The 25,051-nt window shown below is 73.7% G+C and carries 20 protein-coding genes; 10 read left to right on the top strand and 10 right to left on the bottom strand.

Going from position 1 to position 25,051, the window contains the following annotated elements; translation table 11 throughout:
• Positions 1 to 69: 69 nt before the first annotated feature.
• On the bottom strand, positions 70 to 3,288 hold the full coding sequence (gene icmF, locus PYR91_RS12535; RefSeq protein ID WP_279779817.1) for a fused isobutyryl-CoA mutase/GTPase IcmF: 3,219 nt from the start codon (positions 3,286 to 3,288) through the stop codon (positions 70 to 72).
• Between the two features lie 308 nt (positions 3,289 to 3,596).
• Between icmF and PYR91_RS12530 the strand changes: the two genes are divergently transcribed.
• From PYR91_RS12530 to PYR91_RS12520, 3 genes are all read left to right on the top strand, one after another.
• Positions 3,597 to 3,845 carry a DUF6400 family protein gene (locus PYR91_RS12530; protein WP_279779815.1) on the top strand — a complete coding sequence of 83 codons (249 nt, stop codon included), beginning with the start codon at positions 3,597 to 3,599 and terminating at the stop codon, positions 3,843 to 3,845.
• Positions 3,832 to 4,065, top strand: coding sequence for a hypothetical protein (locus tag PYR91_RS12525; protein ID WP_279779813.1), 234 nt, complete (start codon positions 3,832 to 3,834; stop codon positions 4,063 to 4,065). Before PYR91_RS12530 ends, PYR91_RS12525 begins: the two co-directional genes overlap by 14 nt.
• Before the next feature lie 114 nt (positions 4,066 to 4,179).
• Positions 4,180 to 4,713: a DinB family protein gene (locus PYR91_RS12520; protein WP_279779812.1), complete on the top strand. Its 534-nt coding sequence runs from the start codon at positions 4,180 to 4,182 to the stop codon at positions 4,711 to 4,713.
• Between the two features lie 102 nt (positions 4,714 to 4,815).
• Here PYR91_RS12520 and PYR91_RS12515 read toward each other — a convergent pair whose 3' ends face one another.
• Together PYR91_RS12515 and PYR91_RS12510 are read right to left on the bottom strand one after the other, a co-directional pair.
• Positions 4,816 to 6,399, bottom strand: a complete 1,584-nt coding sequence (locus PYR91_RS12515; protein ID WP_279779810.1) for an ATP-binding protein — start codon at positions 6,397 to 6,399, stop codon at positions 4,816 to 4,818.
• Between the two features lie 294 nt (positions 6,400 to 6,693).
• Positions 6,694 to 7,260 (bottom strand): helix-turn-helix domain containing protein, encoded by a 567-nt coding sequence (locus tag PYR91_RS12510; RefSeq protein WP_279779809.1) that lies wholly within the window; start codon positions 7,258 to 7,260, stop codon positions 6,694 to 6,696.
• 124 nt (positions 7,261 to 7,384) lie between these two features.
• Between PYR91_RS12510 and PYR91_RS12505 the strand changes: the two genes are divergently transcribed.
• The 4 genes from PYR91_RS12505 to PYR91_RS12490 all read left to right on the top strand — a co-directional run bounded on the left by PYR91_RS12505 (position 7,385) and on the right by PYR91_RS12490 (position 11,753).
• Entirely contained in the window at positions 7,385 to 8,995 is a 1,611-nt protein-coding gene (locus PYR91_RS12505; RefSeq protein WP_279779808.1) for an MDR family MFS transporter, read from the top strand.
• A 123-nt stretch (positions 8,996 to 9,118) separates the two neighbouring features.
• Positions 9,119 to 10,051 carry a Ppx/GppA phosphatase family protein gene (locus PYR91_RS12500; protein ID WP_279779807.1) on the top strand — a complete coding sequence of 311 codons (933 nt, stop codon included), beginning with the start codon at positions 9,119 to 9,121 and terminating at the stop codon, positions 10,049 to 10,051.
• 166 nt (positions 10,052 to 10,217) lie between these two features.
• Positions 10,218 to 10,607, top strand: a complete 390-nt coding sequence (locus tag PYR91_RS12495) for a hypothetical protein (RefSeq protein ID WP_279779806.1) — start codon at positions 10,218 to 10,220, stop codon at positions 10,605 to 10,607.
• Positions 10,608 to 10,640: 33 nt separating this feature from the next.
• Positions 10,641 to 11,753, top strand: a complete 1,113-nt coding sequence (locus tag PYR91_RS12490) for a 5-methyltetrahydropteroyltriglutamate--homocysteine S-methyltransferase (RefSeq protein ID WP_279779805.1) — start codon at positions 10,641 to 10,643, stop codon at positions 11,751 to 11,753.
• A 55-nt stretch (positions 11,754 to 11,808) separates the two neighbouring features.
• Here the strand turns inward: PYR91_RS12490 and PYR91_RS12485 are convergent, their stop codons facing one another.
• The 4 genes from PYR91_RS12485 to PYR91_RS12470 form a co-directional block, all read right to left on the bottom strand.
• Positions 11,809 to 13,122 carry an AAA family ATPase gene (locus PYR91_RS12485; protein WP_279779804.1) on the bottom strand — a complete coding sequence of 438 codons (1,314 nt, stop codon included), beginning with the start codon at positions 13,120 to 13,122 and terminating at the stop codon, positions 11,809 to 11,811.
• An 82-nt stretch (positions 13,123 to 13,204) separates the two neighbouring features.
• On the bottom strand, positions 13,205 to 14,674 hold the full coding sequence (locus tag PYR91_RS12480) for a hypothetical protein (protein WP_279779803.1): 1,470 nt from the start codon (positions 14,672 to 14,674) through the stop codon (positions 13,205 to 13,207).
• Between the two features lie 76 nt (positions 14,675 to 14,750).
• Positions 14,751 to 15,860, bottom strand: a complete 1,110-nt coding sequence (locus tag PYR91_RS12475) for a hypothetical protein (RefSeq protein WP_279779802.1) — start codon at positions 15,858 to 15,860, stop codon at positions 14,751 to 14,753.
• A gap of 1 nt (position 15,861) precedes the next feature.
• Entirely contained in the window at positions 15,862 to 16,758 is an 897-nt protein-coding gene (locus PYR91_RS12470; RefSeq protein WP_279779801.1) for a hypothetical protein, read from the bottom strand.
• A gap of 112 nt (positions 16,759 to 16,870) precedes the next feature.
• Between PYR91_RS12470 and PYR91_RS12465 the strand changes: the two genes are divergently transcribed.
• Entirely contained in the window at positions 16,871 to 17,467 is a 597-nt protein-coding gene (locus PYR91_RS12465; RefSeq protein ID WP_279779800.1) for a TetR/AcrR family transcriptional regulator, read from the top strand.
• Between the two features lie 61 nt (positions 17,468 to 17,528).
• Here the strand turns inward: PYR91_RS12465 and PYR91_RS12460 are convergent, their stop codons facing one another.
• The 3 genes from PYR91_RS12460 to PYR91_RS12450 form a co-directional block, all read right to left on the bottom strand.
• Positions 17,529 to 19,133, bottom strand: coding sequence for a sodium:solute symporter (locus tag PYR91_RS12460; RefSeq protein WP_279779799.1), 1,605 nt, complete (start codon positions 19,131 to 19,133; stop codon positions 17,529 to 17,531).
• A complete protein-coding gene (locus PYR91_RS12455) occupies positions 19,130 to 19,363 on the bottom strand; it encodes a DUF3311 domain-containing protein (protein WP_279779798.1) in 234 nt (77 codons plus the stop codon). Before PYR91_RS12455 ends, PYR91_RS12460 begins: the two co-directional genes overlap by 4 nt.
• A 313-nt stretch (positions 19,364 to 19,676) precedes the next feature.
• Complete coding sequence (locus tag PYR91_RS12450) at positions 19,677 to 21,272, bottom strand: CocE/NonD family hydrolase (protein WP_279779797.1); 1,596 nt, start codon at positions 21,270 to 21,272, stop codon at positions 19,677 to 19,679.
• A gap of 328 nt (positions 21,273 to 21,600) precedes the next feature.
• Here PYR91_RS12450 and PYR91_RS12445 point away from each other — a divergent pair, with 328 nt between their 5' ends.
• Positions 21,601 to 23,739: an anthranilate synthase component I gene (locus PYR91_RS12445; protein ID WP_279779930.1), complete on the top strand. Its 2,139-nt coding sequence runs from the start codon at positions 21,601 to 21,603 to the stop codon at positions 23,737 to 23,739.
• A gap of 165 nt (positions 23,740 to 23,904) precedes the next feature.
• Positions 23,905 to 25,047, top strand: coding sequence for an amidohydrolase family protein (locus tag PYR91_RS12440; protein ID WP_279779796.1), 1,143 nt, complete (start codon positions 23,905 to 23,907; stop codon positions 25,045 to 25,047).
• The last annotated feature ends 4 nt before the right edge of the window (positions 25,048 to 25,051 follow it).

Genomic DNA, 25,051 nt, shown 5'->3' with positions numbered 1-25,051 from the left:
ATCCTTTCGCACCCCGGCGGGCCCGGGCGCGTCACGCGCCCGGGCCCGCCGTTCGTCGTCCGGGCGCCGTCAGACGTTGCGCCGGTACTGGCCCCCGGCCTCGAAGAGGGCCTCGGTGATCTGGCCCAGCGAGCACACCCGGGCGGCGTCCATGAGGGCGGCGAAGGCGTTGCCGTCCGACATGGCCGCCTCCTTCAGCCGCCGCAGCGCCTCGGGCGCCTCGCCCGCGTGCTCGTGCTGGAAGGCGCGCACCCGCTCCAGCTGGCCGCGCTTCTCCTCCTCGGTGCCGCGTGCCAGCTCCAGGGAGCCGTGCTCGGCCTCCCCGGCGGGGTTGCGGAACGTGTTGACCCCGATGATCGGCAGCGACCCGTCGTGCTTGCGGGTCTCGTACAGCATCGACTCGTCCTGGATGCGGCCGCGCTGGTAGCCGGTCTCCATCGCCCCGAGCACGCCGCCGCGGTCCGACAACCGCTCGAACTCGGCGAGCACGGCCTCCTCCACCAGGTCGGTGAGGTCGTCGATGACGTAGCTGCCCTGCAGCGGGTTCTCGTTGGACGCCAGGCCCCACTCGCGGTTGATGATCATCTGGATGGCCACGGCCCGGCGCACCGAGTCGGCGCTGGGGGTGGTCACCGCCTCGTCGAAGGCGTTGGTGTGCAGGCTGTTGCAGTTGTCGTAGACGGCGATCAGCGCCTGCAGCGTGGTGCGGATGTCGTTGAAGTTCATCTCCTGGGCGTGCAGCGACCGCCCCGAGGTCTGGATGTGGTACTTCAGCTTCTGCGACCGCTCCCCGGCTCCGTACCGCTCGCGCATGGCGATCGCCCACACCCGCCGGGCCACCCGGCCGAGCACGGTGTACTCCGGGTCCATGCCGTTGGAGAAGAAGAACGACAGGCTGGGGGCGAAGTCGTCGACGTCCATCCCCCTGGCCAGGTACGCCTCGACGTAGGTGAAGCCGTTGGCCAGCGTGAAGGCGAGCTGTGTGATCGGGTTGGCCCCGGCCTCGGCGATGTGGTAGCCGGAGATCGACACCGAGTAGAAGTTGCGCACCCCGTTGGCGATGAACCACTCCTGGACGTCGGCCATCATGCGCAGAGAGAAGTCCGTCGAGAAGATGCAGGTGTTCTGCCCCTGGTCCTCCTTGAGGATGTCGGCCTGCACCGTGCCGCGCACGGTCGCCAGCGCGGTGGCGCGCACCTCGGCGGCCTCGGCGGCGTCCGGCTCGCGTCCCCGCTCGGCGCGGAAGCGGGCGAGGGCCTGGTCGATCGTGGTGTGCAGGAAGAACGCCAGGATCGTCGGGGCCGGGCCGTTGATCGTCATCGACACCGAGGTGCTGGGGGAGGTCAGCTCGAAGCCGTCGTACAGCGCCTTCATGTCGTCGAGCGTCGCGATCGACACGCCGGAGGTGCCCACCTTGCCGTAGACGTCGGGCCGCTCGGCCGGGTCGTGGCCGTACAGGGTGACCGAGTCGAAGGCCGTCGACAGGCGCACGGCCGGCTGGCCCTCCGACAGCAGCTTGAAGCGCCGGTTGGTGCGGAAGGGGTCGCCCTCTCCGGCGAACATCCGGATCGGGTCCTCGTCGTCCCGCTTGAAGGGGAAGACCCCGGCGGTGAACGGGAACCGGCCGGGCAGGTTCTCCGAGCGCAGGAACCGCAGCAGGTCGCCGTGGTCGGTGTACCGGGGCAGGGCGACGCGCGGGACGCGGCTGCCGGCCAGGGACGTGCGCCACAGCGGCGTGCGCAGCTCCTTGCCGCGCACCGGCACCACCAGCTCGTCGGCGCCGTAGGCGGCCACCGTCTCCGGCCAGGCGTCCAGCAGCGCGCGGCTGCCGGGCGACAGGCCGGCGCCGGCATGCTCGGCGAGCGCGTCCAGCGCGGAGGCGTCCCCGTCCCGCCGCAGGAGCTCCTGGACCTCGGTCACCCGCTGGAGGCGGCGCGCCGCCTCGGCCTGCTCGGCCGTCGCCCGGTGGTAGCCGCGCACGGTCTCGGCGATCTCGGCCAGGTACCGCACCCGGGAGGGCGGGACGATCGCGGTGCCCAGCCCGGAGGTCTTGGTGTCCACCCGGGGGAGCAGCCCGGCGCCGCCGGGCAGCCCCTGCTCGGTCAGCAGCTCGCGCAGCCGGTGGTAGAGCGCGGTGACGCCGTCGTCGTTGAACCGCGCGGCCACCGTGCCGTACACCGGCATGTCGTGCGGGGCGGTGCCGAAGGCCTCGCGGTTGCGCACGAGCTGGCGCCGCACGTCGCGCAGCGCGTCCTCCGCGCCCCTGCGGTCGAACTTGTTGATCGCGACCACGTCGGCGAAGTCGAGCATGTCGATCTTCTCGAGCTGGGAGCCGGCGCCGAACTCCGGCGTCATGACGTACAGCGACACGTCGCTGAACGGGACGACGGCGGCGTCGCCCTGCCCGATGCCGGGCGTCTCCACGATGACCAGGTCGTTGCCGGCCGCCCGGCAGACGGCGATCACGTCGGCCAGGTGCTCGGGAAGCTGGTGGGAGCCCCGGGTGGCCAGCGAGCGGAAGAACACGCGGTCGCCGCCGAGGCCGAGGCTGTTCATGCGGATGCGGTCGCCGAGCAGCGCCCCGCCGCCGCGCCGCCGGGTCGGGTCCACCGCGACCACCGCGATGCGCAGCTTGTCCTCGTAGTCCAGCCGCAGCCTGCGGACGAGCTCGTCGGTGAGCGAGGACTTGCCCGACCCGCCGGTGCCGGTGATGCCGAGGACCGGCACCCGGCGCGCTCCGGCCGCCGCGCGCAGGGCGCGCAGGTACTCTTCGCCGGCCCGGCCCGCCTCCACGAAGGTGATCGCCCTGGCCACGGCCCGCTGGTCGCCGCCGTCGACGGCCGGCGGCTCGGCGCCGGCGGTCAGGTCGGCGTCGCACGCCTCGACGATCGTGTTGATCATGCCGGGCAGGCCGAGGCGCTGGCCGTCCTCGGGGGTGAAGATCTTGGCGACCCCGTGCCGCTCCAGCTGGGCCACCTCGCCGGGGACGATCACGCCGCCGCCGCCCCCGTAGACCCTGACGTGCCCGGCGCCCCGCTCGCGCAGCAGGTCGACCAGGTAGGTGAAGAACTCGACGTGACCGCCCTGGTAGGAGCTGATCGCCACCGCCTGCGCGTCCTCCTGGACGGCGGCGGTGACGATCTCGTCCACCGAGCGGTCGTGGCCGAGGTGCACGACTTCGGCGCCCTGTGTCTGCAGGATGCGCCGCATGATGTTGATGGCGGCGTCGTGCCCGTCGAACAGGGCGGCCGCCGTCACGACGCGCACGGGGTTGGCAGGCACGTGCACCGCAGCTCCTCAGAAAGATAATAGGACGTCCTACTAAACTGTATGCGGTCCCGGCTCCCGCTGTAAGCCCCGGCGCGCGCCCCGCCGATCGGCCGCGCTTTCCGACATTGGCGACATATGCGATCAATCAACGTTTTGATGGCTCAAACCGGATAAGTAGGATGCGGTCGGACGTGTGCTCCCTGTGCGCGTTCCACCTCCCCCACGGCCGGCAGAGGCCGCGCACGTGCCGCTCCGGCGCCGTGCCGGGCCGCGGCCCCGTGGGCGCCCCCGGCCCGCCCGTCCCCGCCAGCTAGGGAAAGCACGCCATGAGCCCCGACGACAACCCCGAGCCGATCGTCTTCGAGATGGACCTGTCGGCGCACGAGACCCGCCGCCGCGCCGAGGTGATGGCCGCGCTCGGCCCCGAGTGGGACCCCCCGGCCGTCATGCGGTCGGAGCGGGAGGCCCTGGACCTGCTGTACTCCGGCCTGGACGCCGAGCAGCGCGTGACCTACGAGATGCTGGCCGAGGCCGGTGTGCTCCTCCGCCGGGGCGGTGGCCGTGCTTCCGATTGACCCGCACGCCGACATCGCCCGCCGCGCCTGGGTGCCCTGCCCGCGCTGCCGCGACCACGACGGATGCGCCGACTGCGGCGCCGGACGCAACTGCCGCGACCACTGGCGCTACCTCCTCGCCACCACCGGCGGCGTCCTGCACGTGCAGTGCCCGGCCTGCGCGCACCTGTGGGACCACCACACGCGCTTCGGCGCGGGCGGGCGGCCGGCGTCCCTCTGACGCCCGGCGCCCGGCGCGCGCCCGCCCGACCTGCCGCGACGGCGGGGGCGGCGCGCCCGTGTCGCACCGTCCACTGACGGCGCGTGACGCCGAGGGCACGCTACGGTCGATGGCATGCGCAAGCCACGGGAGCGGATTCCCGCCCTGCTAGAGGGCCCGGGGGTCAAGGTCGACGACCCGCACGAGCTTCTCCTCGGCTACCTCGACTGGTACCGCGACGCCCTGATGCGGAAGATCGCCGGGCTGCCCGACGAACTGCTCCGCGCCAAGATCGACCCGCTCGGGTGGGCGCCGCTGGGCCTGATCCAGCACCTGGGATGGGTGGAACGACGCTGGATGCGGTGGGGCTTCGCCGCCGAGGACGTCGTCCCCTTCCCGCCCGGCAAGATCGAGGCCGAGTGGATCGTGGCCCCGGGGACGTCGACCGAGGCCATATTCGCCGCCTACCGGTACGAGGTCGAACGGTCACGCGCCCTGGCGGCGGGCGCCGCACTGACCGACCAGGCCCGCGTGGGCGGCCGCTTCGCCACGCCCGCCCAGGCTCCCAGCCTCGGGCGCATCCTGTTCCACCTGCTCCAGGAGTACGCCCGGCACGTGGGCCAGCTCGACATCGCCAGGGAGCTCGTCGACGGGGCGACGGGCGAGTAGGCGGCCGCGGGCCCGCCGGGGGGCGACGCACCGGGATCCCGGCGCGGTCGCGTCCACGGCGGGCCGGTCAGCCGCGGCACGCGAGCCCCACGAGGCGGGCGGTCAGGAGACGGGGCCGGCCGGCGGCGGCAAGGCCGCCGGAGCCGGCGACGCGGGCAGCGCCGCCTCGTGCGGCCGCGGGCCCGCGCCGGCGGCGGGCAGTGTGAAGATGAAGCGGCTGCCCCGCGTGACCTCGGTGTCCAGCCGGATGCCGCCCCCGTGGTACTCGACGATCTTCTTGCACAGGGCCAGGCCGATCCCCGTCCCGTCGTAGTCGTCGCGGTTGTGCAGCCGCTGGAAGATGACGAAGATCTTGTCGGCGAAGCGGGGCTCCACGCCGATGCCGTTGTCGGCGACCGACAGCTCCCAGAAGTCCCCGTCCCGCCGCGCGGTGATGGTCACCTCGGGCAGTCGCTCGGGGGCGCGGAACTTGACGGCGTTGCCGATGAGGTTCTGCCACAGCATGGTCAGCAGGTGGGGGTCGCCGACCACCTCCGGCAGCTCGGGGCGTTCGACGACCGCGCCGTTCTCGTCGAGCATCGTCGACAGGTTGGCCAGGGCCCGCTCCAGCGGCTGGTCGAGCGGCACGGGCAGGTGCTGCTCGGCCTGGGTGCGACCCACGCGCGAGAAGGCGAGCAGCTCGCTGATCAGCGTCTGCATGCGCTTGGCGCCGTCGACGGCGAACGCGATGTACTCGTCGGCGCGCTCGTCCAGCCGGCCGGCGTAGCGGCGCTGCAGGAGTTGGCAGAAGGCCGTGACCTTGCGAACGGGCTCCTGCAGGTCGTGCGAGGCCACGTAGGCGAACTGCTCCAGCTCGGCGTTCGACCTGCGCAGTTCCTCGGCCTGCTCCTGCAGGAGCCGCTGGGCCTCGCGCGAGACGGCCAGCTCCGAGGAGATGCGCCGCCGCATGGCGTCGACGTCCGCGGCCAGCTCGGCGACGTCCTTCGGCCCCCCGGCGTCGATGGCGAGGTCGAACTCGCCGCCGGCCACCCGGCGCGACACCGACCCGAGCCGGTCGAGCGGGCGCAGCACCGCGTACCGCAGCAGGACGGTGACCGCCACCAGGGTGAGCAGGAACATGACGAGGATCGCGGCGAAGATGAGGTCGCGCCAGAAGCGCGCCCGGGCGAGCTCGCCGGTCGCCGCGGCCTGCTCGCGGGCCAGGCTGCGGTCCTGCTCGGCCAGCGCGGCGCGCATGTGGTCGAAGAGGACCTTGCCCCGCTGCGCCTCCGCGGGCGTCACCATGCCAGGCCCGCGGGTCTGGACCGCCTCGATCATCGGAGCCGCGTACCCGCCGCGCCAGAGGCCGGCCCGCCGCTCGACCTCGTCGAGGCGGGCGAGCACGTCGGCGCCGGCCGGTGAGCGCCGCAGGGCGGCCACGACCTCACGCTCGGTGGCGGCGCCCTGCTCGTAGGGCGCCAGGAAATCCCTGCGCCCGCTCTGGACGTATCCGTGGACGCCCGCCTCCTGGTCGAGCAGGGCGGTGCGCAGCCGCTGGGAGTTCAGCAGCGCCGGGGTGATGTGGTCGACCAGCTTGTCGGTGGCGTTGGTGCTGCCGATCAGCGCCCAGGTTCCGAACACGGCTGAGACCGTCACCAGCAGGCCCAGCGCCGCCAGGGTCATGGTGAACCACGAACGCGTGCTCACCCGGGGCATCCCCGTGCGACCGGCCCCCGATGTGCCCACCCCCGCCTCCCAGTTCTTCGTGCGCCCCAGTGGCGTCACCGGCGGCCTTCGGAAAGGGATCGTATCGGCGCGCGGCCGCTGCGACGGACAGGCGTGGAGCGTGACGCCCGGGACCTCGGCTTCCCGGCAGCCCCGCCCCGAAACGCCTTGAACGGGGTGATGCCGAGCCGTCGACGGAGTGGGGGCGCGCTGAACTGGGGAGCGGAGACCCCCGGCTGAGCCGCGCCGGCCGTTCCCCGCCGCCCGCCGGGGCGGTCAGTCGTCGCGGGAGGCGCTGTCGATCAGCTCCATGGCCACCCTGAGCGCCGCCTCCTTGCGCTCCTCATAGGGGATCCCCTCGTCCTGCAGGACGAACCAGCTCGCGTGCAGGGTGAACAGCGCCATCGAGCTGCGCAGGCGCTGGGTCGTCGAGTCGCCCTCGTCCCACAGCACCTTCATCATGGTCGTCATCAGGTCGCGCATCTTGGTGACCTTGGGATCGTCGCGCAGCGCGGTCTGGTTGCGCTCCATGAACCTGATGAACGCCGAGTGGCGGCTGCCGTACAGGTCCTCGGCGTAGCGCCGCACCAGCTCGCGTCTGGTCTCGATGGTGCGCGGCTGGTTCTGGGCCCACTTGATCAGGCGCTCCATGCCGGCCCGCCGGTCCTCGGCCAGGCTGGCGATGATGTCGTCCTTGGTCTTGAAGTGGTAGTAGAGCGCCGCCTTGGTCACCCCCAGGGCCTCGGCGATCTCGCGCAACGAGGTGGCCTCGTAGCCCTGCTCGGTGAAGAGCTTGAGCGCGATCTCCTGGATGCGGGTCCGCGTGTCCGATTGTTCCCTCATTCTCCCCAGACGCTCCTTGGACCCTTAATCAACTTGACGACCGGCAAGTAGAAGCCTACTTTTGGGCAGTATAGTCACTTGCCGGTCGGCAAGTAAGTGCGCCGTTCCCTGGGGGAGTAAAGAAATGACTCAGACGGAGGCCGAGCCCATACCCGGCCGGCGGCGGGAGGTCATGGCCGTCCTGCCGGGCCTCATGCTGGCCATGATCCTGGCGATGCTCGACAACATGATCGTCGGCACCGCGATGCCGCGCATCGTCGGCGAGCTGGGCGGGCTCTCCCACCTGTCGTGGGTGGTCACCGCGTACATCCTCGGCACCACCGTATCAACCCCCATCTGGGGCAAGATCGGCGACCTGTACGGCCGCAAGACGATCTTCCTGGCCTCGATCGCGATCTTCATGTTCGGCTCGATGCTCTGCGGCATGGCAGGCATGGACCTGCTCGGCGGCCCCTCCGGAGGCATGGTCGAGCTCATCGCCTTCCGCGCCATCCAGGGCCTGGGCGCAGGCGGCCTCATGGTCAACGCCATGGCCATCATCGGCGACCTCGTGCCGCCCCGCGAGCGCGGCCGCTACCAGGGCATCATGGCCGCGATGATGTCGCTCGCCATGATCGCCGGCCCGCTGGTGGGCGGCTTCATCACCGACCACCTCAACTGGCGCTGGGCCTTCTACGTCAACCTGCCGCTCGGCGCCGTCGCCTTCGTCTGGCTCGCCGTCCGCCTGCGCCTGCCGAAGTACCGCACCGAGCACCGCATCGACTGGCTCGGCGCCGGCCTGCTGGCCGTGGGCATCACCGCCCTCGTGCTCATCACCACCTGGGGCGGCAACCAGTACGACTGGGGCTCCTGGCAGATCCTCGGCCTCGCGGTCGTCGCGGTGGTGACGCTGGCGATCTTCATCCCGGTCCAGCGCCGGGTCGCCGAGCCGATCATGCCGCTGCACGTGTTCGCCGACCGCAACTTCACCCTGATCTCGCTGATCGGCTTCCTGCTCGGGTTCGCGATGTTCGGCGCGATCAACTTCCTGCCGCTGTACCAGCAGACCGTGCAGGGGGCCACGGCCACCAACTCCGGCCTGCTGCTGCTGCCGATGATGGGCGCGATGATGGTCGTCTCGCTCTTCGTCGGGCAGGCGATCACCAGGACGGGAAGGTACAAGGCCTTCCCGGTGGTCGGCGGCGTGTTCATGGTCGCCGGAATGTGGCTGCTCTCGCTGCAGGACGCCCACACCAGGCCCTGGCAGACCGGGGTGTTCATCGCCGTGCTCGGCCTCGGCATGGGCTTCCTCATGCAGACCACGATGCTGATCGCGCAGAACAGCGTGGAGCAGAAGGACCTCGGCGTCGCCAGCAGCGCCTCCACGTTCTTCCGGTCCATCGGAGGCTCGTTCGGCGTCTCGCTGTTCGGGGCGGTCTTCAACCACAACCTCACCGCCGACCTGACCGGCCGGCTCGGGCCCGAGGGCGCCACGCTGGCCGAGGGGGGCGGCGGCCGCCTGGACCCGGCCTCGCTGGCCCAGCTTCCCGCCCAGATGCGCACCGGCCTGCTGGAGGCGCTCGCCTCCTCGATCTCCAGCGTGTTCGTGTGGGCCATCTTCTTCGCGGCGCTGGTGCCGCTGCTGGCCGTCTTCGTCAAGGAGATCCCGCTGCGCGGCGGCCCGGTCGCCCCCGCCGGAGACGGGCAGGACGACGACCCGGCCCGCAGGCCCCCGGTCGTCGCGGCGATCGACTGACCGCGGGACGGCGAAGGATCCCGTCCGCGAGCGCCCCACTCATCGCGCCGTTCGGCCGGCCGAGGACGGCGCTCGGGGCGGGATCATTCCGGTCGAACCCCCTCCAGGTAGTAGCGTCGGCACATGCGACTAGGGGTTCTGGACATCGGCTCCAACACCGTGCACCTTCTCGTGGTCGATGCCCACCGGGGCGCCCAGCCGCTGCCGGCGTACTCGCACAAGGCCGAGCTGCGGCTCGCCGAGCACCTCGACGACGGCGAGAGGCTGTCGGAGAAGGGCGAGAACGAGCTGCGCCGGTTCATCGAGGAGTCACTGCGCATCGCCGAGGACAAGGGGGTGGAGGACGTCATGGCGTTCGCCACCTCCGCCGTCCGCGAGGCGGTCAACGGCGAGGAGATCCTGGCCCGCACCAGGTCGGCGACCGGCGTGGACGTCCAGGTGCTCTCGGGGCAGGACGAGGCCCGGCTGACGTTCCTCGCGGTCCGCCGCTGGTTCGGCTGGTCCACGGGACGGCTGCTGGTGCTCGACATCGGCGGCGGCTCGCTGGAGATCGCCTCCGGCATGGAGGAGGCGCCGGACGTGGCGGTGTCCATGCCGCTGGGGGCCGGCCGCCTCACCCGCGAGTGGTTCACCGCCGACCCGCCGCCCGGCAGGGAGGCCCGCGCCCTGCGCAAGGAGGTGCGCGCGCGGATCGGCCGGATCGTCGGCGACGTGGTCAGGTACGGCCGCCCCGACCACGCCGTGGCCACCTCCAAGACCTTCAGGCAGCTCGCGCGCATCGCCGGCGCGGCCCCGTCCGCCGAGGGCGCGTCCGTCCGGCGCGTGCTGCGCCGCGCCGACCTGTCACGATGGACCGAGCGTCTGGCCAAGATGGGCAACGCCGACCGCGCCGCCCTGCCCGGCGTGTCGGCCGGCCGAGCGCCCCAGCTCCTCGCCGGGGCCATCGTGGCCGACGCCACGATGGACCTGTTCGACCTGGAGGAGCTGGAGATCTGCCCCTGGGCGCTGCGCGAGGGCGTCATCCTGCGCCGCCTGGACGGCATGCCCGGTTCGTGACCTCTCCCGCTCCCGGGTCACGGGGCGCCCCCATGGGCCTCCGTAGCCCCGCCCGGCCCATGGGAAACAGCGCTCCACCTGCTCGGACGACCCGGCGCGCAGGTGTGATCAAGCCTCTCCCGGGCACGTGAACCACGCGGCGACATGACACGAAGGAGGACGCGCCATGATGGCGGTCATCGGCACGGTCTGCACCCTGCTGGCCGTCCTGGCGCTCATGGGGCTCGCGCTGGTGGGCATCTCGGTGATCACGTTGATCTGCCTGGCGGTGCTCGCCTCCACCACCAGCCCCGAGCCGAGGGCGGCCGCGTACGCCAGGCCGGAGACCCGCTCACCCGCCCCGCCCCCCGCCCGCGACCGCTCACGCGGTCCGCTGTCCGCGCCGGTGCCCGCGACGCCCCCCGCCCTCCCGGACGCCCCGGCGCCCGCGCCGGCGCGCGGGACGCCCGCGAAGGTCTCGCACGGATCACCCGCGCCGGCTCGCGCCACCGCCGCCGTGCCCGAGCCCGGGCGGCGCGGCCGGAGCCCGCTTGCGGCGGGCTCGCGGGAGAGGTAGGACGGTAGGCGTTCCGATCTTCTGGAGGATCGCATGCGTACCACACCCCCGTTCCGGGCCGACCACGTCGGCAGCCTGCTCCGCCCCGATGAGGTGACCGACGCCCGCCGGCGCTTCGCCGAGGGGGCGCTGCCGGCCGAGCGGCTGCGCGAGATCGAGGACCAGGCGATCCGGGAGGTGGTGCGCGCCCAGGAGGCGGCGGGCCTGCGATCGGCCACCGACGGGGAGTTCCGCCGGGCCTCCTGGCACATGGACTTCATCTACCGGCTCGGCGGTATCGGCCAGGCCGACGAGCGCATCAAGGTCAAGTTCCACAACGAGGAGGGGGACATCGAGTTCGCCCCCGCCGCCATGCGCGTGCACGACCGGGTGCGCCTGGACGAGACGATCTTCGCCGACGACTTCACGTTCCTGCGTGACCAGGTGACCACCGCGGTCCCCAAGCTCACGATCCCCTCGCCGAACATGGTCCACTACCGGGGCGGGCGGGCCTCCATCGACCCGGGCGTCTACCCCGACATGGAGGAGTTCTGGAGCGACCTCAGCAGCGCGTACGCCGAGCAGGTGCGCCGCCTGGCCGCGCTTGGCTGCACCTACCTGCAGCTCGACGACACCAGCCTGGCCTACCTCAACGACCCCGAGCAGCGCGCCGAGATCGCCGGGCGCGGCGACGACGCCGAGAACCTGCACCTGCGGTACGTCCGGCAGATCAACGACGCCCTCGCCGGCCGTCCCGAGGGGCTGGCGGTCACCACCCACATGTGCCGGGGCAACTTCCGCTCCTCGTGGGCGGCCTCGGGCGGGTACGACTTCGTGGCCGAGGCCCTGTTCTCCGAGTTGGCGGTGGACGGCTTCTTCCTGGAGTTCGACGACGAGCGCTCGGGTGGCTTCGAGCCGCTGCGCTTCGTCCCCAAGGGCAAGGCCGTCGTGCTCGGCCTGGTCACCACCAAGCGCGGCGAGCTGGAGTCCAAGGACGACCTCAAGCGCCGGGTCGAGGAGGCGGCCAAGTACGTCGACGCCGACCAGCTCTGCCTGTCGCCGCAGTGCGGCTTCTCCTCCACGGTGGAGGGCAACTCCCTCACCCGCGAGCAGCAGTTCGCCAAGCTCCGCCTGATCGTGGAGACCGCCGAGGAGATCTGGGGCTGACCCGGCTCCCCGCCGGGCCGCGGGCCGGCCCGGCGGGGCGGCCCGGGGCCGCGGGTCAGCTCAGGGGGGCGGCTGCGACGCGGTGCTCGGCGAGGTGGGCCAGGACGGCCTGGTTGGCCTCCCAGCCGTCGGGGAACCTGACCGGGACGTTGAGCTGGACCCCTCCGGCCGTCGGGTGGGCGTCGAGCAGCTCGGGGATGCCGGCGCGGGCCACGACGACGCAGGCGTGCCGGTGCCGGGACGTCAGCACGCACAACCGCCCGGACTCCAGGTGGAAGGCGGTGGCGTCCCGCCGCCCCGACAGCGGGTGCAGAACGATCGTGACGTCGTACTCGCGCCCCTGGAGCCGGTTCGCGGTGTCCACCGTCACCCCCGGGGGGACGCCGGCGGCCAGGATGGCCGCCACCTGGTCGCGGTGGGCGGCGCCGATCGCCACCCGCTCCGGGCCGACCGCGTGCTCGCCCCGCTCCGACAGCGCGACGGGCGCGAGCTGCAGCAGCCGCGTCGCCAGCACGGCCACCGCGCGCACCGCGTCGGCGTCGGTGCGCACCGTGTGCCGCTCGGGCAGCTCGTACAGCGCCCAGCCGGACGCGGCCGCCTCCTCCAGCGCGCGGTCGTAGGCAGTCCGCATCCCGCCGGCCGTGAACCGCAGGCGGCGCTCCCCGGGGCCGGTTCCGGCCCGGAAGCCGGTGAACGGGTAGAAGGCCGCCGACACCACGGGCGCGGCCGAGGCCGGCAGCCGCCACGACACCGGGAGCCGGTGCACCGGCAGCCCCGGGTTGTGGCGCAGCAGCACCGCCACGGCGCTCTGCAGCGGATCCCACGACAGGCCCGCCCACCGCTCGCCGTCCACGACGGAGAACGGGTCGAGCTGGCCCGGGTCGCCCACGAACAGCGCCCGCTCGAACATGCCCGCGATGCGCAGCAGCTTGTCGGAGCGCATCTGGTAGGCCTCGTCGACGATCGCCCACGGCCACGTGCGGCCGCCCGCCGCCCACGCCCACTTGTCGGCCGTGGCCAGCACCACGGCCGGTTCCCCCAGATCGGGCAGCTTGGAGGCGATGGCCGCCTTGCCCGCCACCCGGGGCGGCGCGGAGTAGTCGCCCGCCGACAGGCGGCCGATCGCCAGGCCGGGCTGCTCGGCCGCGAGCCGGACGATCAGGTCGTCCACCTGCTCGTTGGTCTGCGCGATGATCATCAGTGGCTCGCCGGTCGCGGCCAGGTGCCCCGCCGCGCGCACCACCAGGGTCGACTTCCCCGCGCCGGGAGGAGAGTCCACGACGACGCCGCGGTGCCGCGGAAGATCGTCCAGCACCGCCCGCACCACCGCCCCCGCCTCCTCGGCCGCCGGCACGCCGGGCGCGCTCACGGCCGTCCCACCCGTCCGCCGCCACCCGGGCGGCGCGTCCCGCCGTTGACGCGGTGGACGACGCCTCGGGGGATGGTCGGGCTCACGACCACTCCTCCTCGGAGGACTCGGCCTCGGGCGGGTTCTCCGGCGGGGGGCCGCCGTGGGTCCAGGGGGTGTCCTCGGGGGCGGGCAGGGCGGGCGGGGGCTGGAACTCCTCCAGCAGGGCCGCATAGCAGACCGGCTCGCCGACCTCCGGGACGGCGCCGGGCGTGGCCGAGGCGCCGCGGCCCATCCCCTTGACGATCTTCAGCGTGACCTCGCCGCCGGCGACGGAGACCACCTCCGCCTGCTGCCCGCGCCGCTGCGGCGTGCCGAGCCTGGTTCCGGGGGCCACCCGCACCGGGTCGCCGGTGCGCACGGTGACCAGGGGACGCAGCTTGCGTCCCCGGCCCTCGCCCTCGGCGCGGTCGGGCTCGGCGGCCACGACCGTGCCGGCGAAGGCCTCGCCGGTGAGGCGGTACTCGGCCATGACCAGGGCGTCGTCGTAGGCGCGCTGGGCGTCGTAGGAGGACCGCGCGCGCTCCATCCGGGCGAGGCGGGAGGCGGCGCCCACCGCGCCGTCCCGCTTGGGCTGCGGCGGCGCGCCCTCGGCGAGCTGGGCGGCGAAGGCGGAGAACGACCCGCGGTCGGCCTCCCACCGCGACGCGACGCCCGGCGCGGCGGGCAGGGCCTCCAGCAGGCCGACGGCCCGCCACACCAGCCGCCACACCGGATCGAGCTGCGAGCGCACCGCCTCGCGCACCCGGGCGGCCGCACGCTCGCTCCGCGTCTCCTCGTAGGCGCGGATCGCGGGCGCCAGCACCTCGTTGTCGAAGCCGGGGTCGGTGGCCGGGCCGGCGGGCGGCCAGACGAGCGGGTCCTCCGCCTCCCGCGCCGCCTGCGCCCCGCTCATCCCCGCGGGCGGGTCGATCCAGCCCACCAGGGACGCCAGGTTGGCGTCCTCCAGCCTGCTCTGCCCGGTCGCCCAGTGCAGGGACAGCGCCTCGGTGGCCGCCAGCAGCAGCGACGACCCGGGATGCTGCGCCCGCTGCCCGAGGTAGGTGAGCCACCGGCCCAGGGTCGGCACCGACGGGTGCACCGCGTAGGGCCCCTCGGCGCGCCGGAACCGGGTGGAGCGCCCCAGCATGCGGACGAACGCGGCCGAGCCGGCGTTCGGCACGATGATCTGCGGGGCGTCGACCGACCGCTCGTACGGCTCCGCGCCGCGCCGCTCGACCGTCTCGGTCGCCTTCTGCATGCCCTCGATGTAGGGCAGCAGGACGCCGGCGAGCTCGGCGGCGAAGCCGAACCGCAGGTCGCGGTCGCGCGGCTGGGGGACGACCAGCAGCCGGGGACGCGCCGGGTCGGTGCCGGCCATCACCGCCAGCGGCGCCGCCGCCTCGCCGGCCATTCGCAGCGGGATCAGCACCATGGGCCGGTCGGACAGGTGGCAGTGGCGCACGGTGGCCAGCCGCTGCGCCGTCCCCGTGCGCACCGCCCGCAGGCGTGCCAGGGCCGCGAGCGTGCTCACGCGGCGTCCGCGCGCAGCCGTCCGGAGCGCTTCGCGCTCACCGCGCGGCGCGCCCGCGGGCCGGCCGGGCGGGTGCTCATCCGGCCTCCGCGTAGACGCGGCCGGCCAGCCGCAGGAGTCGGGCGATCTCTTCCTGGCCCTCGCCCGGGGCGATGGAGCCGTCGGCCAGTCCGAGCGCCTCGTCCACGGTCGCCACCCCGCCGAGCGCGTCGCGGACCTGCCGGCCGAGCAGCTCGGTGGAGCCGCGGCCCGCGGCCTCGTCGCGGCAGAAGAAGCACAGGTCGCAGGTCGACAGGCACTCGGGCGCGTACCGGGCGTCCACCCGGCGAACGGCGTCGCGCAGCTCGGCCACCGGCCGGGCGGGCGCGCCGTCGGGGCCGGGCGCGAGGTCGAACGTGAGCCCGGGCGGCAGGGCGTCGACGATGCGGCCAACGCGGGTCATGCGGGCGAGCTGCCGCCGCAGGACGGCCAGCTCCCTGCGCACGTCGACCAGCGTCGCGACGGGCCGGTTGGCGAAGTTCTCCGGGCACACCAGCACGATCTCGTGCGAGACCCGCAGCGGGTCGTGGCCGAGCTCCTCCAGCATGGTGCGCAGCGCCAGCACGTAGACGGCGGCCTGGCGGGCCGCCGCCGCGACCTTCTCGGGCTCGGCCTGCCCGTCGACGACGGCGAAGGACTTGACCTCCACGACGTGGAAGGCGCCGCCCAGGCGGAAGGCGACCACGTCGGGTTCGAGGTAGGCGGTGTGGCCGGCGATCTCCAGCCGCAGCAGCGGGTGGTCGTACAGCGTCCCGTCGTCGTCGGCCTCGGCGGCGGAGCGGTCGATGAGCCGCCGGGTGTGCTCGTGCCGCCGGTGGGCCGGCGGGTCGCCGGCCATGTCGCCGAGGTCGGTGTACCCGGCGCTCTCGACCGGCAGGCCGAGCAGGTCGCGCAGCAGCCGCAGCAGCTCGGCGCAGCCGTTCTCCTTCACCAGCGCCTCGAAGGCGTTGCCCCGCGTGATGGCGAAGGCCGACTGGCCGAAGGGCGCGGGGAAGCCCAGGTGCGCCGCGGTCGCGTCCTTGTCGACGCCGGCGGCGTCCAGCACCGCGCGGCGCTCGCACCCGGGGTTGGCGGCCAGCGCGGCGATGGCCCGCGCGTCGTGCGGGCGCGGCGGCACCGGGCCGCGCAGCGTGTCGAGCCGGTCCATCTCAGGTCTCCCTCTCGGCGCCCGGCCGCCCCGCGGCGGCCAGGCTCAGGATCGTGCCGCCGAACAGCCGCTCGGCGTCGGTCAGCCGCTCGCACGCGCGGGCGATCTCGGCGCGGGCCGCGGCGTCGTCGGCGGCGTGCACGTCGAGCTCCGCTCTGGCCGCCCTCGCCACCGCCTCCGCGCCCGGGAAGCCGGAACCGGCCGGGACCGCGCCGGGGATGCTCTGGGCCATGCGCGCCAGCAGCCGCCGGGCCGCCGGGGGAGCCTCGCCCCCGGGGCCGGAGATCCGCTGGACGTGCTCGGCGACGCGCACGGCCGAGGTGAGGAAGTCGACGCGGGCGCTGAGCGGGCCGACCACCCGCCGCTCCAGCGGCCAGGTGCTGACGGCGAACAGCCCCCGGGAGGCGGACAACCGGTCGGTGAGCGCGGCGCACAGGTAGTACGGCCGGGCGAACGGCGAGGACCTGAAGGAGCGCTCCTCGTCCCTGCGCAGGCTGGCGAGCTGCGTGCCCTTGAGCGGGCCGGCGCGCAGCGCCCCGTGCACCGCCACGAGCATGCGGGCCGCCGACGGCACGCCCAGCAGGGTGAGCGCCTGGTGCACCCGCTCGCGCACCGGCAGCATCGGCCCCGCGCCGCCGCCGGCCTCCGGCTCCCGCCCCGGTGGCGGGCCGGCGCCCCGGCCGCGTGCGGACGCGCCGCCGCCGGCCCGGGAGTCGTGCGGCTCGCCGGGGGAGGGCGGCTCGTGGGCCGCCAGGGCGAGGTCCCAGGCGCGTTCGGCCGTCCTGAGGTCGGCGCGCAGCGAGCGGGTGAGGGCGCTCTCTCGCGCGCGCACGGCTCGCCGGATCTCCCCGCGCAGCGCGCTGATGCGCTCCTCCAGCTCGTCCAGCCTCTCACTCACGCCCGGACCGTACCAGGAGTTCCCCCGAGTTCCAGAGTTCTCCCGGCTACCCGGCGTGTCGGCCGGCCGCACCGCGGCGGTGCGTGATCGTGCGTGCGCCTAAGCTGTGGGCATGGTCACCGCCGCGAGCGGGGGGAGGGACCCGCGGCGGCGGCGGGCGCTCCTGGACGCCGCCGACCGCGTGATCCGCCGGGAGGGCCCCCAGGCGTCCATGGCGGCCATCGCCGCCGAGGCCGGCGTCACCAAGCCGATCCTGTACCGCCACTTCGGCGACAAGAGCGGCCTGTACCAGGCGCTGGCCGACCGGCACCTGCGCACCGTGATCCGGCAGCTCCGCTCGGCGTTCGCCGGCACCGGCGCCGGCCTGCGCACCCGCACCGAGACGACCATCGAGACCTACCTCGACATGATCTCGGCCAACCACAACCTGTACCGCTTCCTGTTCCACCGCGCGGCCGAGGACGGGCGCACCCGCTCCCAGCTCGCCGCGATCGTGCGCGGCCTGGGGGAGGAGCTGGGCCAGGTGATCGCCGCCGACGGCACGGTGGCCGACCCCGTGCGGGCGCAGGTGCTCGGCCACGCCTTCGTCGGCATGGTGCACACCACGGGCGACTGGTGGCTCGACCACCCCGAGGTCGACCGCCGCCGGGTGGTGGACGACCTCGCCTGCGCCGTCGTCGCGGCGCTGACCACTCCGCGCCCGGGCTGAGGCCCGTGGCAGGACCGGGGCCGAACCCCGCGGCCGCGCCGGGCGCGGCCGCGGGGCGGGCTCAGTGGGTGCCCGACAGCTCCACCGGCTTGGTGCGGGGGTCGTTCTCGTCGGCGAAGTAGTCGGCGGGACGGGTGCCGTCCACGCCGTCCGCGGCCTTGGCGGCCCGGGCCGCGAGCGTGACGAGCGCCGCGACGACGAGGTTGACCAGCAGGGCGAGGAACCCCGCGTAGATCGTCATACCGGTGTCCAGGCCCAGCTTCGCCAGCGGGAACGCCGAGCCGCCGAAGTGGGCGTGGTTGATCGCCGGGTTGGAGATGTTGTACAGCATCACCATCCCGGCGGTCATGCCCGCGGCCCATCCGGCGATCAGGCCGTACCGGTGGAACCAGCGGGTGTACAGGCCGAGGGCCACCGCCGGCAGGGTCTGCAGGATGACGACGCCGCCGATGAGCTGCAGGTCGATGGAGAACTGCGGGTCGATGAGCAGGATGACCAGCACCGCGCCGACCTTCACGACCAGCGAGGTGATCTTGCTGACCCTGGCCTCCTGGGCGGGCGTGGCGTCCCGCTTCAGGTACTCGCGGTAGATGTTGCGGGTGAACAGGTTGGCGGCGGCGATCGACATGATCGCGGCGGGCACGAGCGCGCCGATGCCGATCGCGGCGTAGGTCACGCCCGCGAACCAGTCGGGGAACATCTGGTCGAACAGCAGGGGGACCACCGTGTTGGCGTCGGCCTTGCCGTCGGTGGTGATCGGCTTGATCCCGGCGGCGATCGCCATGTAGCCGAGCAGCGCGATCAGCCCGAGCAGCAGGCTGTAGGCGGGCAGCGCGGACATGTTCCGCTTGACCACGTCGCGGTCGCGCGCGGCCAGGACGCCGGTGACGCTGTGCGGGTACAGGAACAGGGCCAGGGCCGAGCCGAGCGCCAGCGTGATGTACTGCAGCTGGTTGTTGGCGTTCAGCAGGATTCCGTCGCCGGGCGCCGGCGTCTCGGCGAACTTCTTCTCGGCCGCGCCGAAGATGGCCTCCCAGCCGCCCAGCCGGGCCGGGATGTAGATGATCGCGACCAGGATCACCACGTAGATCAGCGAGTCCTTGACGAACGCGATCAGCGCCGGCGCGCGCAGGCCCGACTGGTAGGTGTAGGCGGCCAGGATGGCGAACGCGATGATCAGCGGCAGGTCGCCGGTGACGCCCATCGTCTTCAGCACGGCCTCGATGCCGATGAGCTGCAGGGCGATGTAGGGCATGGTGGCGACCAGGCCGGTGATCGCGATCAGCAGCGCCAGCGTGGGGGAGCCGAACCGGGCGCGCACGAAGTCGGCCGGGGTGACCATGCCGTGCACGTGCGCCACCGACCAGAGCCTGATCAGCACCAGGAACACCAGCGGGTAGACCACGATCGTGTACGGCAGCGCGAAGAACCCCATCGCGCCGGCGCCGAAGAGCAGCGCGGGCACGGCCACGAAGGTGTAGGCGGTGTACAGGTCGCCGCCGATCAGGAACCAGGTGATCCACGAGCCGAACTTCCGGCCGCCCAGGCCCCACTCGTCCAGGCTGGCGAGGTCGGCGCGCCGCCATCGGGACGCGACGAACCCCATGCCGCTGACGAGCACGAACAGGAAGGTGAAGACGACGATCTCGGTGATGTGGTCGCTCATCGCCCGCTCCTCTTCCTGCCCACCTGGTACACCACGGTCGTGGCGGTGACGCCGAGGACGATGAACGCGAGCTGCAGCCAGTAGAACAACGGGAAGCCGAAGAGGCGGGGCTCTTGCGCGTTGTACAGGACCGTTGTCAACGGGATCACGATCGGTACGAGCAGCAGCCAGTTCCATGGGCTGCGGTCGCTGCGTGCCGGGCGCTGGTCGCTGGGCGGGGTGGTCAACACATTCTCCTAGGAGAAGGGAGGCGGAACGAGCCTGGTGAAGGTCATCCGGTTGGGCGGAAGCGTAATTTCGCCGCGATGGCCAAGCTCTCACCAATCGCCGAACGGGCCGGTTGGAGCGCTGAACGGCAGGCGTCGCGCCCCGCCGCGCCGGCCGAGCCGGACGCGCCGACGTTCTGACGGGCCCCGCCCGCGGGGGCGGCCGGACGCCCGGCGTCGCCGTCCGGCGATCACCGCCCGGTCACGCCTTGACATCGTCGCACACGGTGCGTGACGGGGGGCGGCGACACGTGCGACCGCCGGGCCGGGCGGCGGGTCAGCCGGTCGCGTGGGGCAGGATGACCGCCGACGGGTGTGAGGGGTCGTGGAAGACCTCGTGGTCGGCCACGACCGTCGCGCGGCCGGTGCCCAGCGGTTCGCCCGCGCCCAGGTTGCGGGCCAGGCGGGGATAGGCCCCGCCCGCCACGTGCACCCGGATCCGGTGGCCCCTGCGGAAACGGTGCGCGATCGGCCACAGCTCCACCTCGACGCGGCGCACCCCGTCCCGGTCCTCCGGCGGCGCGCCCGGGTGCAGCCGCCGGACGCCCTCGCACACGTTGAGCGAGGCGCCGTCGGGATGGACGTCGCACACCCGCACCACCAGGTCGCTGAACGGGGTGCTGGAGCGCAGGAACACCTCGGCGACGACCGGCCCGATCGCCTCCAGGTCCTCCCGCAACGGGTCGCCGGTGTAGACGAGCACGTCGCGCCGCGCCTCCAGGCGCCGGTTGTCCCGGGAGGCCGAGTCGCCCAGCAGCGTCGGGCCGCCGATCACCGGGGTCGGGCGGGTGGGGTCGTACCGGAACCGGTCGGGCGTGGAGCCGGCGGGGTTGGCCTGCCCCAGCCCGTGCCCCGGCTGCAGGTGCCAGCGGCGCGCCGTCATGCCGGGCACGGGCCAGTCGTCGAAGTCGCGCCACTCGCCGGCGCCGGTGACGTACAGCCGCACGGGGCTGGAGCGCAGGCCCGAGGCGTCGCCGAGCAGGTGGGCGCGGAACCACGCCAGCGCGTCCAGGTTGGCCAGCCGGCCGTGCCGCATGTCGGCGTGGTGCCAGGGCCCGATCGTCAGGTGCGGCCGCCTCCCGGCGGCCCGCATGGCCGCGTAGTCCTTGAGCTGCCAGGGCAGGAAGACGTCCTGCCAGCCGCCGGTCATGGTGACGGCCGCGTCCACCTCCCCCACGGTCGCCGAGTAGTCCCTCTTCTTCCAGAACGGGACGGCCGGGTCGGCGTGGTGGTTCAGCAGCTCCTGGAAGAACGGCAGCGGCCGGCCCGCGGCCAGCACGTCGAACTCCCCGACGGGGCGCTCGGACAGCACCGCGCGCTGGGTGCGGCGGGGGGCCAGCAGCACCGCGGCCCCGCTCAGCGGCCCCGACATCATGGCGGTGAGCGTGCTCCAGCTCAGGGTGGCCTCAAGCGCGAACGAGCCGCCCACGTAGGCGGCGTCGCGGAACTGCGAGGCGGTGACCTGGGTGGCCATGGCCTTGAGGTCGGAGCCGGCGTGCGGGGCGATCGCCCACTGCGCGTATCCGAGGTAGCTGGGGCCGTGCATGGCGAAGCTCCCGCCGTACCAGGGCTGGGCGCGCATCCACTCGACCGTCGCCACCCCGTCGTCCTGCTCGTCCAGCGGGGCCAGCTCGCCCCCGGAGCCGAAGCCGCCCCGGCAGCTCTGCAGGATCACCTGGAACCCCTGGCGCGCGAAGGCGCGCCCGTAGGCCAGCCCGAAGACGCCGCGCCTGCCGTACGGAGACCGGATCAGGATCGTCGGCGGGCGCGCCACCCCGACGGGGATGTGCCGGTCGGCGAGCAGCACCACGCCGTCCTGCATGGGGATCGGCATGTCCTTGTGAACGACCACCCTGTACGGAATCCGTGCCATGCGCGCTCCCCTTTGTAAGCGGAGGGTCGCTCCGGGTGGATGTAAGCGGTGCTTTACCCCCTAGTAACATGGTAGTGCTACCCTTCCGGACGCTCGGTGACGGGGCGTCACCAAGTCCCCGCGGCCCGTCCACGACGGCCTTCCGAAGAGGTGGCGGACCGGCGGGCCCTGCGGCTATGATCTGCGCATGCGAACCAGTTCACCCGTGCAGTGGTGGCGCCGCTTCTAGGCGGCGCGCGTTTCGCATGTTTACGGACGGCCGCCCCGGAAGGCGGCCTTTTTCGTGCCCGTCCGGGGTCTATCGATCAGCGAGAAGGGCGGGGCGAAGGTGGACGTCAACGCGTATACCACTGCAGGCGGCATCGGGGTGGAGGTCACCACCAGGGATGTCCCGGAGTCGGTGCTGGAGGAGGTCGTCTCCACGCTCGGCGAACGGCGCGGCGGCGTGCTGTCCTCGGGCATGGAGTACCCCGGCCGGTACAGCCGATGGAACCTCGCCTATGTCGACCCCGTGCTGGAGATCGTCGCCAGGGGCCGCAGGATCGCCGCCCGGGCCCTGAACGAGCGCGGCCGCGTCGTGCTGCCCGCCGTCGCCTCCTGCCTGCTGGCCGCGGGCAAGCCCACCTCCGAGCCGACCGCCGACCGCGTCGAGGTCCACGTGCCGGAGTCGGAGGAGATCCTCCCCGAGGAGATGCGCAGCCGCCGCCCCACCGTCTTCACCGCCATCCGCGAGGTGATCGCCGCCTTCTCCGGCGCGGACGCCCACCTCGGCCTGTACGGGACGTTCGGCTACGACCTCGCCTTCCAGTTCGAGCCGCTGCGCCTGGTGCTCGACCGCGCCGCCGACCAGCGCGACCTGGTGCTGCACCTGCCCGACCGCGTCATGGTCATCGACCGCAAGCGCGAGACCAGCAAGGAGTTCCTGTACGAGTTCACCGTCGACGGGGTCTGCACCCGCGGCGTCGAGCGCACCGGGGAGTCCCTGCCGCTGCCGGCCCCCGCCGAGATCCCGACCAACCCCGAGCCCGGTGGCTACGCCGCCGTCGTGGAGGCCGCCAAGCAGAGGTTCCGGCGCGGCGACCTGTTCGAGGTCGTCCCCGGCCAGGTCTTCCACGCCGCCTGCGCCGACCCCGCCGGCTTCTACCGCAGCCTGCGCCAGGCCAATCCCGCCCCGTACGAGTTCCTGTTCAACCTCGGCGACGGCGAGCACCTGGTCGGCGCCTCCCCCGAGATGTACGTCCGGGTGCAAGGCGACCGCGTGGAGACCTGCCCGATCTCCGGCACCATCGCGCGGGGCGCCAACCCCGTGGAGGACGCCGAGGCCATCCGCACCCTGCTCAGCTCGGTGAAGGAGGAGTCCGAGCTGACCATGTGCACCGACGTCGACCGCAACGACAAGTCACGCATCTGCGTCCCGGGCTCGGTGCAGGTCATCGGCCGCCGCCAGATCGAGATGTACTCCCGTCTCATCCACACCGTCGACCACATCGAGGGCCGCCTGCGCCCCGGGTTCGACGCCCTGGACGCCTTCCTCACCCACATGTGGGCCGTCACCGTCACCGGCGCGCCCAAGAGCTGGGCGATGCAGTTCATCGAGGACCACGAGGCCACCGCCCGGCGCTGGTACGGCGGCGCCGTCGGCTACCTGGGGTTCGACGGGTCCATGAACACCGGCCTGACCCTGCGCACGGCCCAGATCCGCGACGGCGTGGCCACCGTGCGCGCGGGCGCGACGCTGCTGTACGACTCCGACCCCGCCGCCGAGGAGCGCGAGACCGAGCTGAAGGCCAGCGCCCTGCTCGGCGCGCTCGCCGCCGTGGCCGCCCCGGCCGTCCAGGACGACCAGGTCGTGCGCGAGCCCGAGGCCGCCCGGCCGGGGGAGGGGGTGAAGGTCCTGCTGGTCGACCACGAGGACTCCTTCGTCAACACCCTCGCCGACTACTTCCGCCAGCAGGGCGCCGACGTCGTCACCCTGCGCCACGGGTTCCCGCTCGCCATGCTCGACGAGATCGCGCCCGGCATGGTCGTGCTCTCGCCCGGCCCCGGCTGGCCGTCCGACTTCGGCTGCTCGGCCCTGCTGGACGCCGTGTACGAGCGCTCCCTGCCCACCTTCGGGGTCTGCCTGGGTCTGCAGGCGATGGTGGAGCACGCCGGCGGCGCCCTCGACCTGCTGTCGTACCCCCAGCACGGCAAGCGCGGCACCGTCGGGCGTCTCGGCGACAGCGCCCTGCTCGACGGGCTGCCCGAGAGCTTCACCGCCGCCCGCTACCACTCCGTGCACGCCAAGCGGCCGGGGGTGAGCGGCTACACCGTCACCGCGCTGACCCCCGACGGCGCCGTCATGGCGATCGAGGACACCGCCAACCGGCGCTTCGCCGTCCAGTTCCACCCCGAGTCCATCCTCACCACCGAGGGCGGCGCCGGAGCCCGGATCATCGCCAACGTCTTGAGGCTGTGCCGGGGTTGAGTAAAGGCCGGGACGTCGCGGGAGCCCGGCCGTAGAGTCCTCACCGCAGCGCGCGCCGGGCGGGCCGCCGGGAAGACCGGCGCGGCCCGCCCGGCGGTCTTCCGCGCGCCCGGACGCGGCCGGCGCGGCCGGCCAGGTCGACCGGCGAGGCGGTGAGGCGGCGCGATGGATCCGTACGGCGCGTTGCCCGCCGCGGTGCGCGCGGCGCTGCGGGCGCCGCTCGTCGACCACCACTGCCGCGGCGTGCGCCGCGACCACCTCACCCGCTCCCTGTTCGAGACGCTCATCACCGAGGCGCGCACGCCCGCTCCGCCCGGCGCCACCCACTTCGACACCCCGGTGGGCACGGCCATCAGACGCTGGTGCGGCCCCGTCCTCGGCCTCGACCCGCACGCCCCGCCCACCGTCTACCTGGCTCGCCGCGCCGAGCTCGGCGCCGAGGAGGCCAACCGGCGGCTGCTGCGCGAGGCCGGAGTCGTGGCGTTCCTGGTGGACGCCGGCGACGGCGGGCACGAGCTGCTGCCGGCCGCCGAGATGGGACGGCTCGGCGGCGCCGCGGCCGACGACATCGTGGTGCTCGAACGGGTGGAGGAGGAGGTGGCCAAGGCGGGCCCGGCGGCCGTCGGGTACGCCGACGCCCTCGCCGGCGGCCTCGCCCGCGCGGCGGCGCGGGCGGTCGCGTTCAAGTCGGCCATCGCCCGCGGGTGCGGCCTCGACTTCGACCCGGCCCGGCCGGGCCGCGGCACGGTGATCGCCGCGGCCGGCCGCCGGCTCGCGGCGCCGGGCGAGCCGCTGCGCGACCCGGTGCTGCTGCGCCACCTGCTCTGGACGGCGGTCGACGTCGCCCGCGAGCGCGGCCTGCCGCTGCAGATCGCCACCGGGTACGGCGAGGCGGGGCCGCAGCGATCGGACCCCGCGCTGATGTCCGGGTTCCTGCGGGCCCTGCCCCCCGGGGGCGTCCCGGTCGTGCTGCTGCACTGTCACCCCTTCCACCGCCAGGCCGCCTACCTCGCCGGCGTGTTCCCGCACGTCTACCTGGACATCGGCCTGGGGCTCGCCTCCACCGCCGCGGGGTCGGCGGCGGTGCTCGGCGAGCTGCTGGAGCGGGTGCCGTACCACAAGCTGATGTTCAGCTCCGGCTGCCGCGGCGTGGCCGAGACGTGCCACCTGGGCGCCCTGTGCTTCCGGCGCGGCCTGGCCCGCACGATCGCCGCCCGGCTCGGCCAGGGGGAGTGGAGCCCCGCCGACGCGGCGCGGGTGGCCCACATGATCGGTTCGGACAACGCCCGCCGGGTCTACCGCCTCTGAGGGC

The organism is Sphaerisporangium sp. TRM90804, from assembly GCF_029846175.1.
Taxonomy (GTDB): domain Bacteria; phylum Actinomycetota; class Actinomycetes; order Streptosporangiales; family Streptosporangiaceae; genus Sphaerisporangium.
This window is presented reverse-complemented; position numbering and strand designations above follow the sequence as displayed.